Origin of the sequence: Streptomyces sp. NPDC050315, assembly GCF_040655775.1 — a bacterium.
In the GTDB taxonomy this organism is placed as follows: Bacteria; Actinomycetota; Actinomycetes; order Streptomycetales; family Streptomycetaceae; genus Streptomyces.
This window is the reverse complement of the sequence record NZ_JBFAKN010000002.1, coordinates 31,451-45,563: the sequence shown is the minus strand read 5'-3', so window position 1 is coordinate 45,563 and position 14,113 is coordinate 31,451. Positions and strand designations below refer to the sequence as shown.

Below are 14,113 nucleotides of genomic sequence, written 5' to 3'. Positions count from 1 at the left end.
GGGTGATCATGAGAGTCCAGAGCGCACTTCCCATGAGGAGGCACGGGTGGCCGAGACTCTGAAGAAGGGCAGCCGGGTGACCGGCGCCGCGCGCGAGAAGCTCGCGGCAGACCTGAAGAAGAAGTACGACTCCGGAGCGAGCATCCGGGCGCTGGCCGAGGAAACGGGCCGCTCCTACGGATTCGTGCACCGGATGCTCAGCGAATCCGGTGTGGTCCTGCGCGGTCGCGGCGGGGCCACGAGGGGCAAGAAGGCCGCCTCGGCGTGACCTGAGGCGGCCCGCGACTCCGAAGAGCCGACGGTGCCACCCGGTCGAAGAAGCCATCGACCGGGTGGTTACTGTTCAGTAGACTCACTGGCTACTGTTCAGTGGCCGACGGCCGACTCGGAGGCGCGCGATGAGTTCCCAGACCCTGCTCGACAAGGACGGTGTCCGGCTCACCGTTGACGACGCCGTCGCCACGGTGACCCTCACCAACCCTGCGAAGCGCAACGCGCAGTCGCCCGCCCTGTGGCGGGCCCTGGTCGAGGCGGGGCAGCAGCTGCCCGGGAGTGTGCGGGTCGTGGTGCTGCGCGGCGAGGGCCCATCCTTCTCCGCCGGCCTGGACCGGCAGGCATTCACTCCCGAGGGCTTCGCGGGCGAGCCGTCGTTCCTGGAGATGGGGCGCGGCCCGGAGCACGAGATGGACGCGCTGATCGCCGAGTACCAAGAGGCGTTCACGTGGTGGCGGCGGAACGACGTCGTGTCGGTCGCCGCTGTCCAGGGGCACGCCATCGGCGCCGGGTTCCAGCTCGCGCTCGCCTGCGACCTGCGGGTGTGCGCGCAGGACGTGCAGTTCGCCATGCGTGAGACGAGCCTTGGCCTGGTGCCGGACCTCACCGGCACCAAGCCGCTCGTCCATCTCGTGGGCTATGCCCGGGCGTTGGAGATCTGCGCCACCGGGCGGTACGTCCACGCGGACGAGGCCGAGCGTACGGGCCTCGCCAATCTCGTGGTGCCCGGCGACCAGCTCGACGGCGCCGTCACGGATCTCGCGGCGGCGCTGCTCGCCGCGCCCAGGGACGCCGTCATCGAGACCAAGGCCCTGCTGGCCGGGGCCGGGACGCGCTCGCTCGACGAGCAGCGCGCGGCGGAACGGGCGGCACAGGGCCGCCGCCTCCGCGACCTCGCGGGCGCGGGCGAGTAGGACACCGGTTCGCACGCCTGCCGCGGTGCGCCCGAGGAATAACGGGGGCGCGTGACAAGGGAGTACCCCTGCAGTGCTGCGCCGGGGCGTGCGACGGGCGAGTCCGCGTCGTTCCTCGCCCACTAGGCGTATCCCGGCGGCGCGATGCCCCGGTCCCGCCTACTGTGGGCCACGGAGCGGTGTCAGGCGTGCCGCTCCGTCCGCTCCTTCCGCGGAAAGGGACGATGCGATGAGCGACACCGCACAAGGCGGCCAGCCGCAGGGCGAGGGCGCCCGGAGGACCCTCGGGACCAAGCGCGGCGGCGGCGACCCGGCGACCCGGGGGCGCACGACCATCGCGGACGGCGTGGTCGAGAAGATCGCGGGCATGGCGGCCCGGGACGTCATGGGCGTCCACACGATGGGCAGCGGCTTCGCCCGCACGTTCGGCGCGGTACGCGACCGGGTGCCCGGCGGCCGGTCCGTCACGCGCGGCGTGAAGGCCGAGGTCGGCGAGGTGCAGACGGCGCTGGACCTGGAGATCGTCGTCGAGTACGGCGTGGCGATCGGCGAGGTGGCCAGGGCGGTACGGGAGAACGTCATCGCGGCGGTCGAGCGGATGGCGGGCCTGGAGGTCGTCGAGGTCAACATCGCGGTCAGCGACGTCAAGCTGCCGGACGAAGTGGACGAGGAAGAAGAGGAGCCCAGGCTCCAGTAGTAGCCCGAAAGCAGTAACAGCCCGATAGCAGTTACGGCCCGACAAGGGAGTGCACGATGAGCATGGCCGTGGCCGGTCTGTTGGCCGGCATGGCGCTGGGCTTCGCCGGGTACTTCGGCGGGTTCGGTGCCTTCTTGCTGGTGGCGGCGCTGGGCGCGGTCGGCTTCGTGGCCGGGCGGTTCCTGGACGGGGACCTGGAGCCGGGCGACTTCTTCCGCCGCGCCGGCGGCCGCGAACGCGACGCCCGGCGGCGGTGAGGCGTGGCCGGACCGACCCCGCAGCCCGCCGTCCCGCCGGGACAGCGCGGCGCGACACGGGTCGCCGACCGGGTGGTCGCGAAGATCGCGGCCCAGGCGGCACGGGAGGCGCTGCGGCGCGGACCGGAAGGGGTGCCGGGGGAGGTCAGCGGCGCGCACGCCGCCGACGTCCCGTATCCCCAGGATCCGCAGAACGGCACAGCTCAGAGCGACACCCCGCAGAGCGACACCCGTCCCCGCGACGTCCGTCCCGATGACGCCCGTGCCACCGTCGTGGTGCGGCGGCACAACAGTCAGGACACCCTCGGCGAGGCGCACGTCCGGATCTCCGTCGAGCTCGGCTATCCCTGCGACATCGGCGCGGAGTGCGGTGCCGTGCGTCGGCAAGTGACCGAACGGGTATGGGCGTTGGCGGGCATGACGGTGCCCGAGGTGGCGGTGCGGGTGACGCGCCTGCACTCGCCGCAGCTCAAGCGGGCCGGGCAGGGGAGAGTGCGATGAGACGTACGGCGACCTGTGCGACGGGGCGCGCGACATGAGCGAGCCGGAGACGACGCGGCGGCTCCCGACGCTGGAGAAGACACCGGACGGCCCCGGGGGCCCGGACGGGCCCGAGCAGTCGGCGTCCGCCGCCGCGTACACCTCCGGCGCCGCCGGTGGCCGGGCCGGACGCTTCTGGTCCGCCCGGCGGGTGCCGGCCGCGCTGGTGGCGCTGGTACTGCTCGCGGTGGCCGGGCTCTTCCTGTACGACGTGGCCGCGGTGCGGGCCGGGGAGCCGGCGATGGCCTGGCGCCGGTGGCTCGCCGACGAGCTGGCGACCCGCCGCGTGGACAGCCCCTGGGTGCTGGCCGCGGCGGCGCTCGCCGCGGCCCTGGGTCTCTGGCTGATCGTGCTCGCGGTGACGCCCGGGCTGCGCGGCGTCCTGACGATGCGGCCCGCGACGCCCGGGATACGGGCCGGGCTGGACCGCCCGGCCGCCGCGCTGGTGCTGCGCGACCGCGTCATGGAGGTGGCGGGCGTGCAGTCCGTACGGATCACGGTCTCGCGCCGCCGGGTGCGGGCGCGCGCGGTCGCGCACTTCCGCGAGCTGGACGAGGTGCGTGGTGACGTGGACGCCGCGCTCGCCGAGGGCCTGGACCGGCTCGGCCTCGCCCGGCCGCTCGCCCTGTCCGTCCACGTACGCCGTCCGGGGAAGAGGTGAGCGGTGCCGATGCGTCAGGTACGGCGGGCGGTCAACCGTGTACTGCTCGGGCTGACCGGGCTGGTGCTGCTGGGCGCCGGCGGGCTGGTGCTGTTCGGCGGCGCGCTGCCGCGGGAGTGGCACTCCGGACTGCCGGACGGGTGGCCGTGGGCCGCGCCCGGTGACGTGCTGCTGCCCGCGGCCGAGCGCACGCGCTGGACGGGTACGGGCTGGTGGTGGCCGGTGGTGCTCGGCGCGCTCGGCGTCCTGGTACTGCTCGCCCTCTGGTGGCTGCTGACCCAGTTCCGCGGCCGCCGGCTGCGCGAGGTCCTCGTCGACACCGGGGACGGCGAGGGCGCACTGCTGCGCGGGCGCGCCCTGGAAGACGTCCTCGCGGCCGAGGCGGCGAGCGCGGACGGGGTGCACAGGGCCGTCGCGCACCTGACGGGACGGCGCCGCGAGCCCCGCGTACGGGTCCGGCTCCTGCTGGAACCGCACGCGGACCCGGCCGGCGCGGTGGACCTCCTCGGCACGCAGGCGGTGGCGCACGCCCGCGAGTCGACGGGCCTGCCGGAACTCCCGGCGGAGGTCAGGCTGCGGGCCGTACGGCACCGGGCCGAACGGGTCAGCTGAGACCGGGAGCGCCGCCCGGGGAGCTCAGAAGCCGTGCCGCGCCCCGCCGTCGATGGGCAGCATGACGCCGTTGACGTACGAAGCGGCGGGGGAGAGCAGGAAGGCGGCGGTGCGGCCGAATTCCTCCGGGGTGCCGTAGCGGCGCAGCGGGATCGTCGCGGCGTTGCGGGCGCGGGACGCCTCCGCGTCGCCCGACAGCTCGTCCAGCTGCTGCATCCGGTCGGTGGCGATGCGGCCGGGGAGGACGCCGAGGACGCGGATGCCCTGCGGGCCCAGCTCGACGGAGAGCGACTTGGCGAAGCCGGCCAGGCCGGGGCGGAGCCCGTTGGAGATGGTCAGGCCGTGGATCGGCTCGTGGACGGAGCCGGAGAGGACGAAGCCGATCACGCCGCCCTCGCCGAGCGCCTGGGCGGCCGTGCGGGCCATCCGGACCGCGCCGAGGAAGACCGAGTCGAACGCGGCCTGCCACTGTTCGTCGGTGTTGGAGGCGGCGCTGCCCGGGGGCGGGCCGCCGACGCTGATGAGGATGCCGTCCAGGCCGCCGAAGCGGTCGCGGGCGGCGTCCACCAGGCGCTGGGCCGCGGCCGGGTCGGCGTTGTCCGCGCCGACGCCGTGGGCGCGCGGGCCGAGCTGCTTCGCGGCCTCGGTGGCCGCCTCTTCCGTACGCCCGCTGATCACGACGTTCGCGCCGTCGGCGACGAGCGCGGCGGCGGTGGCGTTGCCCAGTCCGCGGGTCGCGCCGGTGACGATGTACGTACGGTCGGTGAGTCCAAGGTCCATGGGGTCAGTCTGCCTTGAGCATCCCCGCCAGCGTGAAGGCGGTCCCGATCAGGCCGACGTGGCTGAACGCCTGCGGGAAGTTGCCGAGCTGGCAGCCGGTCGCCGGGTCGTACTCCTCGGCCAGCAGCCCGAGGTCGGTGCGGAGTTCGAGGAGGCGGTCGAAGAGCTCGCGGGCCTCCTTCTTCCGCCCGGTGAGGTGCAGCGCGTCGGCGAGCCAGAAGGAGCACACCAGGAAGGTGCCCTCCTGGCCCGGCAGCCCGTCGGTCTTGTGGTGGGGCCCGTCGGCCCGCCGCGTGCTGTACCGGTGCACCAGGCCGTTGTGCGTCAGCTCCCGTTGGACCGCGTCGACCGTGCCGATGACGCGGGGGTCGTCGCCCGGCAGGAAGCCGACGCGCGGGATGAGGAGCGTCGCCGCGTCCAGCTCCTCCGAGCCGTAGTACTGGGTGAACGTCCCGCGCTCGGGGTCGTACCCCTTCTCGCAGACCTCGCGGTGCACCTCGTCCCGCATCGCGCGCCAGACGTCGAGGTCCGCCTTCAGATGCGGGTGCGCCTCGGCGGTGCGGATGGCGCGGTCGGCGGCGACCCAGGCCATGACCTTGGAGTGCACGAAGTGCCGGCGCGGGCCGCGCACCTCCCACAGCCCCTCGTCCGGCTCCTGCCAGTTCTTCTTCAGGAAGGCGAGCAGCGCGCGCTGGATGTTCCAGGCGTGCGGCTTGTCGGGCATCCCGGCGGCCTGAGCGAGGTAGAGGGAGTCCAGGACCTCGCCGTAGACGTCGAGCTGGAGCTGTTCGACGGCGGCGTTGCCGATACGGACGGGGCTGGAGCCGGAGTAGCCAGCCAGCCAGGGCAGCTCCGCCTCCGGGAGCCGCCGCTCGCCCGCCAGTCCGTACATGATCTGCAGGTCGGCGGGGGAGCCGGCCACCGCGCGCAGCAGCCAGTCGCGCCAGGCCACGGCCTCCTCGGTGTACCCGGCGGAGAGCAGCGCGTTGAGGGTGAGGGTGGCGTCGCGCAGCCAGCAGTAGCGGTAGTCCCAGTTGCGGACGCCGCCGATCTCCTCGGGCAGCGAGGTGGTGGGGGCCGCGACGATGCCGCCGGTGGGCGCGTACGTCAGCGCCTTGAGCGTGATCAGGGAGCGGACGACGGCATCGCGGTGCGGCCCGTCGTACGAGCAGTGCGCCGCCCACTCCTTCCAGTCGTCCAGCGTGCACTGCAGCGACTCGTACGGGTCGATGCGGCGGGGGCGCGGCTCGTGGGAGGGGTGCCAGGTGAGGACGAAGGCGACCTGCTCGCCGGCCTCGACGGTGAAGTCGGAGCGGGTACTGAAGCCCTGGCCGTACGTCGTCACCTCGGGCACGGCGCGCAGCCATACGGAGTCGGGCCCGGCGACGGCGACCCGGCAGTCCCCGACGTGCCGGACCCAGGGGACGGCGCGTCCGTAGTCGAAGCGCAGCCGCAGGACGCCGCGCATCTCGACGCTGCCCTCCAGGCCCTCGACGAGACGGACGACATCGGGGGCGCGGTCGCGCTGCGGCATGAAATCCGTGACGCGCACGCGGCCGGTGTCGGTCGTCCAGACGGTGTCCAGGACGAGCGAGTCGCCCCGGTAGGACCGCTCGCCGTGGGCGCGGTGGTCGGCGGGGGCGAGCCGCCAGTGGCCGTTGTCGCGGTTGCCCAGCAGGGCGGCGAAGCAGGCGGCGGAGTCGAAGCGGGGCAGGCACAGCCAGTCGATGGAGCCGTCGCGGCCGACGAGCCCGGCGGTCTGCAGGTCCCCGATGAGCGCGTAGTCCTCGATAGGTGGATGCACGCTGTGACGACTGCCCGGAGGGGGCGGGGGCTATGCGGGGGTCAGTCCTTGGCCGCGGCTGCGGGGGTGGCCGGTTCGGCCGGTTCCGCGGGTGTGCCGGCGGTCTCCGAGGCGGCGGCAGCGGCGCGGTCCCGGCGTTCTCGGCGTACGAGGATCACCCAGCCGACCGGTACGGCAGCGGCGAACAGCCACCACTGGATGGCGTACGCCATGTGCGGGCCGATGCTGTCGTGGTCCGGTTCGGGGACCAGCTCGGGCTTGCCGCTCTTGGGCTCCGGCGCGGTCTGCTCGATGTAGCCGCCGAGCACCGGGCGGTGCAGCCGCTCGGCCGCCTGCTTGCTGTTGATCAGCATGACCTGGCGGTCGGGCAGCCCCTTGGTGTCCTTGATCCCGCTCTCGGCGGTGGTCTCGTCGGGGATCGCCCGGCCGGTGACGGTGACCGTGCCCATCGGCGCCGGGGGCACGTCGGGGAAGGTGGTGAGCGCGCCGCCGCTGGGCGCGATCCAGCCGCGGTTGACCAGGACGGTTGCGCCGCTGGTCAGGCGCAGCGGGGTGAGGACGTAGTAGCCGATGGTCTGCTCGTCGGCGGCGGTGCGGTTGCGCACCACGACCTCGCCCTTGGTGTCGTACTGCCCCGTGGCCTTCACCGGGTGCCAGCGGTCCGCCTCCGGCAGGTCGCGCCCCGGCTTCGCGAGATCGGTGACCGGTACCGGCTTCGCGTCCAGCGCCTTGGCGATCTGGGCGTTCTGCGCCACCTTGTGCTCATGGCGGTGCAGCTGCCAGTAGCCCAGCTTGACCATGACGGGGATCAGGACGAGGCCCACGAGGGTGAGGATCACCCACTGCCGGGACAACAGGAAGCGGTACACGTCATTGACGGTACCTGTCAGGCTTTGGGTGGCGACGCCCGGGTCTCAGACTCGGTCGACGATGCCCACCATCCCCTCCGCGCGGGCGCAGTGGGCGCAGCAGAACCAGCGGCCCTCGGCCTCGACGCCGTGGCCGATCACCTGGCACCGGCAGTGCTCACAGATGGGCGCCATGCGGTGGATGGCGCAGGAGAAGCAGTCGAAGACGTGCACGGCGCCTTGCGCGTGCACCTCGAACGTCATGCCGTAGTCGTTTCCGCAGACTTCGCATCGTGCCATGCGCCCAGGGTGGGGCGCGGTTTTCCGACGGGCCAGGCCCGGGGCGGGTGTGTTGCCCTCGTTCACCCGGCTGCCGCGTCGTTGTGGTTGCTCGCGCAGTTCCCCGCGCCCCTTACGGGGCGCGGCCCCTTACTTGGGCTGGGCTGGGAGTACGTCCTGCAGGAGCTGCATGAAGGCGGGCTCGTCTATGACCGGGGTGCCGAAGGTGCGGGCCTTGGTGGTTTTGGAGGTGGGGGAGTCGGGGTCGTTGGTGACGAGGAGGCTGGTCAGGCGGGAGACGCTGGTCGCGACGTGCAGGCCGGCCTCGATCGCGCGGTCCTCCAGCAGCTCGCGGTCCACGGAGGTGTCGCCGGAGAAGGCGACCCGCATGCCCTGGATGAGCCGGCCACCCGCTTCGTACCGCCCCGGGTTCGGATACGGGCAGGCCGGGCGCTTGCGGGAGGGGCGCCAGGTCGTCGTCGGGCGGTACCCCGCGCCGTATCCGGAGCGCTGCGCGGGCGGGCGCGGTGCGTCGGTCCACTCGGTCAGCGGCTGGCAGGCCAGCAGCGGCAGCCGGAGGTTCTCCCGGGCGGCGCGGAGGAGGCTCGGCCGGAACGCCTCGGCGAGCACCCGGGCGTCGTCCAGCGCGTGGTGCGCGTGCTCCTGCACGACGCCGTAGTGCGCCGCGAGGGACTCCAGCTTGTGGTTGGGGAGGGGGAGCCGCAGCTCCTTGGAGAGGGCGATCGTGCACAGGCGCTGGCGGACCGGCGCCTCGGCCTTCGCGCGGGCGTACTCGCGGGCGATCATCGACCAGTCGAACATCGCGTTGTGCGCGACGAGGACGCGGCCCTCCAGACGCCGGGACAGCTCGGGGACGATCTCCGGGAAGAGCGGGGCGCCCGCCAGCACCTCGGTCGTGAGGCCGTGGATCCAGACCGGGCCGGGGTCGCGCTCGGGGTTGACGAGGGTGTACCAGCGGTCCTGGACCTCGCCGCGGGCGTCCAGTTGATACACGGCGGCAGAGATGATCCGGTCGTCGCGGGCCAGGCCGGTGGTCTCCACGTCGACCACCGCATACCCCTGCGGGTACGCGGTGGGCCAGTCGGCCTGTTCCTCCTGCGGGGCCGGCTGCCGCACGATCTCCGGGGAGAGCGGGCGGTCGGCTGCCGTGCGGTCTTCGAGCATGGTCCATGAGGATACGGGCCGGCACTGACAGCGATGCCCTGCGGGGGCGTACGGATGCGCGCTTGGGGATGATTCGGACATCGCGCGCCCCGTGCGCCCGAGCCCCTGAAAGTGCGTCAGTTCCCTGGTGCCTCCACGCCATGACCGACGCACGTCTCTTTACCTCTTGCGGTGTCGCGCTGTAACCCTGTTCCAGCACGGGCACGACACGTACGCGCACCACCTCGAACGCTTCCTTCCGGACCGACCGAGGAGCCGCGATGACGGACCCGACCGACCCGTACCTGATCATCTCCGCCGACTGCCACGCCGGGCTGCCCGCCGAGCGGTACCGGCCCTATCTGGAGGCCGGGCACCACCGGGCCTTCGAGGACTTTCTCGGGCAGCGGGACGCCCGGCGCGCCCGTACGGCACGGCGCGGCATACGGACCGAGACCTCCGCCATGAAGTGGCACGAGGACAACGAGGAAGGGCTGCGCGGCGGCTGGGACGCCGCACGGCGCGCCAAGGAGCTGGACGGCGACGGGGTGGCCGCCGAGGTCGTACTGCCCGACACGGACCCCGTGGACGGCGGCGTCGCTGCGCCCTTCGGGGCGGGCCTGGACGCGCCCGAAGGGCAGGACCCCGAACTGGGCATGGCGGGTGCCCGGGCGTACAACCGCTGGCTCGCGGAGTTCTGTGCCACCGACCCGGAGCGGCACTGCGGGGTCGCCGTGCTGCCGCTCGCGGTCGGCGAGGCGGAAGAGGTGGACGAGGTGGTCGCGGAGGTCCACCGGGCCCGTGAGTCCGGGCTGGGCGCGCTGCTGATCCCGGCGACATGGGCCGACGGGGCGCCGTTCCACGACCGCCGGTACGACCCCGTCTGGGCGGCCGCCGCCGAGACCGCGATGCCCGTCCTCACGTACCCGGGGGCCGCGCCCCGCCACGAGTACGGCGGCCACCTCGGCATCGAGCTGTCCGAGGCCGCCTGGTGGCCGGCCCGCCCGCTGTGGTTCCTGCTGTGGTCCGGGGCCTTTGAACGCCACCCGGGGCTGCGCTTCGGGGTCGCCGGGGCCGGCTGCTGGTGGCTGCCGAACCTGCTGTGGCACATGGACCGGCTCTACCTCGGCGCGCGCGGCGGCAAGAAGCGCTCCCCGTTCGCCGCGCTGAAGCGGTCCCCGCACGAGTACCTCGACCGTCAGGTCTTCGTGTGCGCCGCCGCGCCGCAGCGCCGCGAGCTGGCGCAGCGCTACGAGATCGGCGTGGACAACATCCTGTGGGGCTCCGACTTCCCGCACCCGGAGGGCACTTGGCCGCACACGGGGGAGTGGCTGCGCCGGGCCTTCCACGACATCCCGGTGGGGGAGACCCGCCGGATGCTGGGCGAGTCGGCCGCGGAGGTCTTCGGCTTCGACAAGCGGCGGCTCGCGCCGCTCGCGCGCCGCATCGGGCCGACCCCGGACGACCTGGGGCAGCCGCGCAATCAGGCGCCCGTCGAGGCGTCCTGGCGGCGCGCCCGGGAGACCGGCCGGCACTGGCTGACCGGCTTCGACTTCCCGTTCGTGGGGGTGGGGGAGTGACGCGGGCCCCGACCCCGCGAGCGTACCGCCGGTAACATTTGTTGGTACTCGTTGGTAACAACCTCTGGCCGAGCCCCTGTACGCCGTTCTATGGTGCCCGCATGCCGCACCTGCCCGATGTCGTGTTGTGGTCCATACCGGCCTTCGTCCTGCTCACCGTCCTGGAGATGGTGAGCTACCGGCTGCACCCGGACGAGGACGCCGCCGGATACGAGACGAAGGACGCCGCCACCAGCATCGGCATGGGGCTCGGCAGCCTGGTCTTCGACGCGCTGTGGAAGATCCCGATCGTCGCGATCTACGCGGCGGTCTACGAGCTGACGCCGCTGCGCATCCCTGTGCTGTGGTGGACGCTGCCCCTGATGCTGCTCGCGCAGGACTTCTTCTACTACTGGTCGCACCGCGGCCACCACGTCATCCGGATCCTGTGGGCCTGTCACGTTGTGCACCACTCCAGCCGGAAGTTCAACCTCACCACCGCGCTCCGCCAGCCCTGGACCACCTGGACGGTGTGGCCGTTCTACGTACCGATGATCGCGCTCGGCGTGCACCCGGCGGCCGTCGCCTTCTGCTCCTCGGCGAACCTCGTGTACCAGTTCTGGGTGCACACCGAGCGGGTCGGCAAGCTGCCGCGCCCCTTCGAGTACGTGCTGAACACGCCCTCCCACCACCGCGTCCACCACGCCTCCCAAGGCGGCTACCTGGACCGGAACTTCGGCGGCATCCTGATCATCTGGGACCGGCTGTTCGGCTCCTTCGTACCGGAGACCGAGCGGCCCGTCTTTGGACTCACGAAGAACATCGACACCTTCAACCCGCTGCGGGTCGCCACGCACGAGTACGCGGCCATCGCGCGCGATGTACGGGCCGCGGGCAGCTGGAGCGAGCGCGCGGGGCGGATCTTCCGGGGGCCCGGCTGGCAGCCCGCACGGAGCGGCGAGGCCGCCTCCCGGGTGCCGGGCACCGAGACCTCCGCCGCATGAGCCGCGGCACCGCGGCGCGCGCTCTCCTCGCCGCCTTCGGGCTGCTGGCCGCCGTCCACCTCGGGGCGCTGCTCGTTGGGGCCGGGACGGTGGAGGTAGCGACCAAGCCGGCGCTGATGCCGGTCCTCGCCGCCTACGTACTCGCGCGCGGCGGCCCCGTACTGCTCGCCGCCGCGCTGCTCTTCGGGTGCGGCGGGGACACGCTCCTTCAGGTGGGCGGCGACACCGCCTTCCTTGTGGGGATGGCGTCCTTCGGGGCCGGACACGTCTGCTATCTGGTGCTGTTCGTACGGCGGGGAGCTGCGCCGGAGTGGGGCCACCGGTGGCTGCTCGCCGCGGCTGCCGCGTACGCCGTTGCCTGGCTCGGCACCGTCGCGCTGCTGTGGCCGGATCTGACGGCCGATCTGCGCGGGCCGGTCGCCGGGTACAGCCTGCTGCTCACCGCGACGGCGTACGGCGCGCTGCGGGCCGGGCCGCGTGCTCTGCTCGGCGGCCTGCTCTTCCTGGCCTCCGACACCCTCATCGCGAGCGGCCTCGCGCACTGGCCGCAGCCGCCAGCGCCGCAGTTCTGCATCATGCTGACCTACCTCGCGGCCCAGTGGCTGCTCGCTGACGGGTCGCTGCGCCGGACCGCCACCGCGGCCCGGCGCAGCTCACCTCACTCCTTGACCGCGTCCAGCGCGTCCACGATCCCGTAGCCGTAGTGGCCGTTGACGTGCGGAGTACCGGTGCACGTCGCGTCACCCTGGGGGCAGCCCGGGTTGTCGGCGTCCTTCTTCAGCAGCCACTGGATCTCCTGCGGGCTGCTCGTCGGGTGCGCGCTCTTCACCAGCGCCGCGACGCCCGCCACGTGGGGCGAGGCCATCGAGGTGCCCGCCAGGTAGGCCCAGTCGCCGCCCGGCATGGTGGAGAGGATGTTGCCGTTCTTGGCGGGGAGTTCGGGGACCTGCCGGCTGTCGCCGCCCGGCGCGGCCACGTCGATCACGCCGTTGCCGTAGTTGGAGTAGTACGACTTGAGCTTCTTCACGCCGGTCGCGGCGACCGTGACCGTGCCCGGGAGCTGGGTGGGCACGTCCCAGCACTTGGCCGGGTCGATCTTCCGCTCCACCGGAGTGGTGTCGTTCGGGCTCGACTTGTCGGTCAGTTCCTTCGCCGCCAGGTCGAGGTTGGAGTTGCCGGCCGCGGCGACGTTGATCGCGCCCTTGCGCTCGGCGTACTTGGCCGCCCGGCCCACCGCGTCGACGATCGCACCCTGGTCGGGGTCGTCCTTGCAGTTGAACATCCACGGGTCGACGTAGTAGCTGTTGTTGGTGACCTCGACGCCGTGGTCGGCCGCGAAGACGAAGGCGCAGACCACGCTCTCGGCGTAGAAGAGGCTGGTCTCGGGCTCGCTGACCTTGATGGAGGAGACCTTCACGTTCGGCGCGACGCCGGCCATGCCGACTCCGTTGCGCGCGGCGGCGATGGTGCCCGCGACGTGCGTACCGTGGTAGTCGTCGGTGGCGCTCCACGGGCGCCAGGAACCGGCGGTGGTGTCGGCCACGCCGCCCACGCAGTTGGCGGACTGCTGCGCGGAGAAGTTGGGCTTCAGGTCCGGGTGGGTGTCGTCCACGCCGGTGTCGATGACCGCGACGGTGACCTTCTTGCTGCCCGGGTTCACCTTCGCGGCCTGGTCGGCCTTGATGGCGGGCAGATCCCACTGGAGGGACTCCAGGGGCTCCTCGCCGGCCGCCTTGGCCTTGGCGCCGGCCAGCTTCGCGGCCTTGCTCAGATCGGCCTTCTGCGGCTTTCCGATGTCGGTGGTGCCGGAGGGCTTCAGGGGGGCGGTGCGGGAGGCGCCGGCCGACTGGACGCCGCGCACCGTGCGTATCGTCTCGGCGAACTTCGGGTTCGCGGAGTGGACGACGATCACGCCTATCTTCTCGTGGGCGACGACGATCTTGCCGCCGGCCGCGCGTATCGCCTTGCCGACCTCGGTCATCGACGCCTTGCCCGGCGTGGCGTTGACGACGTACGAGAGCAGCGGGCCGTCGGTGGTGACCGTGGCCCGGGCCTCCTGGGGAGCGGCGGTCGCCGCCTGCGGGAGGAAGCCGAGGGAGGCGACGAGGGCCAGTCCGACCGGTACGGCGAGTGCGCGCACCCGTCTGGATCTCAGATGTGCCATGGGTACTCCACATCATCTTTGACCGCTCGCGGGCAGGTCGCGCGCGAGCCGGTTCCGTGACGAGTGAAGCTAACCGTGATCACCCGGACAGTTCAACGGTCGGCAGCCAAAACCCGCCTGTCGGCGGGGGAAAACCCGTCAACTTCCGCAGGAGCGGGGTCCGTCAACCACACCGGGACGGCGCAGCGTCCCGAAGCTCAGCAGCGGCAGCGCGATCCGCCGGCCGTCCCAGCGGCGGGCAACGGCGCAGGTCGGGCGGGGTGGCGCGGGCGGGGCGAGGGCGACGGGGGAGGACAACCGCACGGCGCCGTACGGGAGTCGGCCCGGTCCTGGTGGCTGCCGGGGCGGCGAAGGCGTCACACCCGGACAACGATCCGGCGCGGCAGCAGTGGCGGTCGTACCCCCCGATTTCCTGCGGATTTCAGGGCCTGCCCCCTGTCGGAAGGCGGCCGTGCCCCTCTAGCATGCGTGATCCGGATCACTGATCTGAACTTTATGTCGCCTACGGAACGCCCTGCAGATTGTGCGACTTGTGCGACAGAACTCGCCAGGAATTG

16 protein-coding genes are annotated in these 14,113 nt (G+C 72.7%); 10 read left to right on the top strand and 6 right to left on the bottom strand.

Annotation, left to right across the window (positions count from 1 at the left end; all coding sequences use genetic code 11):
* Positions 1 to 46 precede the first annotated feature (46 nt).
* The 7 genes from AB0I82_RS07245 to amaP all read left to right on the top strand — a co-directional run bounded on the left by AB0I82_RS07245 (position 47) and on the right by amaP (position 3,954).
* On the top strand, positions 47 to 268 hold the full coding sequence (locus AB0I82_RS07245) for a helix-turn-helix domain-containing protein (protein ID WP_006606369.1): 222 nt from the start codon (positions 47 to 49) through the stop codon (positions 266 to 268).
* A 130-nt stretch (positions 269 to 398) separates the two neighbouring features.
* Positions 399 to 1,187: an enoyl-CoA hydratase/isomerase family protein gene (locus tag AB0I82_RS07240; RefSeq protein WP_363256150.1), complete on the top strand. Its 789-nt coding sequence runs from the start codon at positions 399 to 401 to the stop codon at positions 1,185 to 1,187.
* A gap of 229 nt (positions 1,188 to 1,416) precedes the next feature.
* On the top strand, positions 1,417 to 1,884 hold the full coding sequence (locus tag AB0I82_RS07235) for an Asp23/Gls24 family envelope stress response protein (RefSeq protein WP_363256149.1): 468 nt from the start codon (positions 1,417 to 1,419) through the stop codon (positions 1,882 to 1,884).
* A 56-nt stretch (positions 1,885 to 1,940) separates the two neighbouring features.
* Positions 1,941 to 2,141, top strand: coding sequence for a hypothetical protein (locus AB0I82_RS07230; RefSeq protein ID WP_363256148.1), 201 nt, complete (start codon positions 1,941 to 1,943; stop codon positions 2,139 to 2,141).
* Positions 2,142 to 2,144: 3 nt separating this feature from the next.
* Positions 2,145 to 2,642, top strand: a complete 498-nt coding sequence (locus AB0I82_RS07225) for a hypothetical protein (protein ID WP_363256147.1) — start codon at positions 2,145 to 2,147, stop codon at positions 2,640 to 2,642.
* A 34-nt stretch (positions 2,643 to 2,676) separates the two neighbouring features.
* Positions 2,677 to 3,342 (top strand): DUF6286 domain-containing protein, encoded by a 666-nt coding sequence (locus tag AB0I82_RS07220; protein WP_363256146.1) that lies wholly within the window; start codon positions 2,677 to 2,679, stop codon positions 3,340 to 3,342.
* Between the two features lie 9 nt (positions 3,343 to 3,351).
* Entirely contained in the window at positions 3,352 to 3,954 is a 603-nt protein-coding gene (amaP, locus tag AB0I82_RS07215; protein WP_363256145.1) for an alkaline shock response membrane anchor protein AmaP, read from the top strand.
* 24 nt (positions 3,955 to 3,978) lie between these two features.
* On the opposite strand, the gene AB0I82_RS07210 is transcribed toward amaP, so the two are convergent.
* From AB0I82_RS07210 to AB0I82_RS07190, 5 genes are all read right to left on the bottom strand, one after another.
* A complete protein-coding gene (locus tag AB0I82_RS07210; protein ID WP_363256144.1) occupies positions 3,979 to 4,734 on the bottom strand; it encodes an SDR family oxidoreductase in 756 nt (251 codons plus the stop codon).
* Between the two features lie 4 nt (positions 4,735 to 4,738).
* Positions 4,739 to 6,538, bottom strand: coding sequence for a glycoside hydrolase family 15 protein (locus AB0I82_RS07205; RefSeq protein WP_363256143.1), 1,800 nt, complete (start codon positions 6,536 to 6,538; stop codon positions 4,739 to 4,741).
* Positions 6,539 to 6,579: 41 nt separating this feature from the next.
* Positions 6,580 to 7,407 carry an SURF1 family protein gene (locus AB0I82_RS07200; protein WP_363256142.1) on the bottom strand — a complete coding sequence of 276 codons (828 nt, stop codon included), beginning with the start codon at positions 7,405 to 7,407 and terminating at the stop codon, positions 6,580 to 6,582.
* Between the two features lie 45 nt (positions 7,408 to 7,452).
* Complete coding sequence (locus AB0I82_RS07195; RefSeq protein WP_052868272.1) at positions 7,453 to 7,686, bottom strand: hypothetical protein; 234 nt, start codon at positions 7,684 to 7,686, stop codon at positions 7,453 to 7,455.
* Positions 7,687 to 7,815: 129 nt separating this feature from the next.
* Positions 7,816 to 8,850, bottom strand: coding sequence for a DEDDh family exonuclease (locus AB0I82_RS07190; protein WP_363256141.1), 1,035 nt, complete (start codon positions 8,848 to 8,850; stop codon positions 7,816 to 7,818).
* A gap of 260 nt (positions 8,851 to 9,110) precedes the next feature.
* On the opposite strand from AB0I82_RS07190, the gene AB0I82_RS07185 reads away from it, so the two are divergent.
* The 3 genes from AB0I82_RS07185 to AB0I82_RS07175 all read left to right on the top strand — a co-directional run bounded on the left by AB0I82_RS07185 (position 9,111) and on the right by AB0I82_RS07175 (position 12,090).
* Positions 9,111 to 10,409, top strand: coding sequence for an amidohydrolase family protein (locus tag AB0I82_RS07185; RefSeq protein ID WP_363256140.1), 1,299 nt, complete (start codon positions 9,111 to 9,113; stop codon positions 10,407 to 10,409).
* Positions 10,410 to 10,510: 101 nt separating this feature from the next.
* Positions 10,511 to 11,392 carry a sterol desaturase family protein gene (locus tag AB0I82_RS07180; protein WP_363256139.1) on the top strand — a complete coding sequence of 294 codons (882 nt, stop codon included), beginning with the start codon at positions 10,511 to 10,513 and terminating at the stop codon, positions 11,390 to 11,392.
* Complete coding sequence (locus AB0I82_RS07175; protein ID WP_363256138.1) at positions 11,389 to 12,090, top strand: lysoplasmalogenase; 702 nt, start codon at positions 11,389 to 11,391, stop codon at positions 12,088 to 12,090. Before AB0I82_RS07180 ends, AB0I82_RS07175 begins: the two co-directional genes overlap by 4 nt.
* On the opposite strand, the gene AB0I82_RS07170 is transcribed toward AB0I82_RS07175, so the two are convergent.
* Entirely contained in the window at positions 12,051 to 13,556 is a 1,506-nt protein-coding gene (locus AB0I82_RS07170; protein WP_363256137.1) for a S8 family serine peptidase, read from the bottom strand. The two genes, AB0I82_RS07175 and AB0I82_RS07170, sit on opposite strands and share 40 nt — an antisense overlap.
* Positions 13,557 to 14,113: the final 557 nt, after the last annotated feature.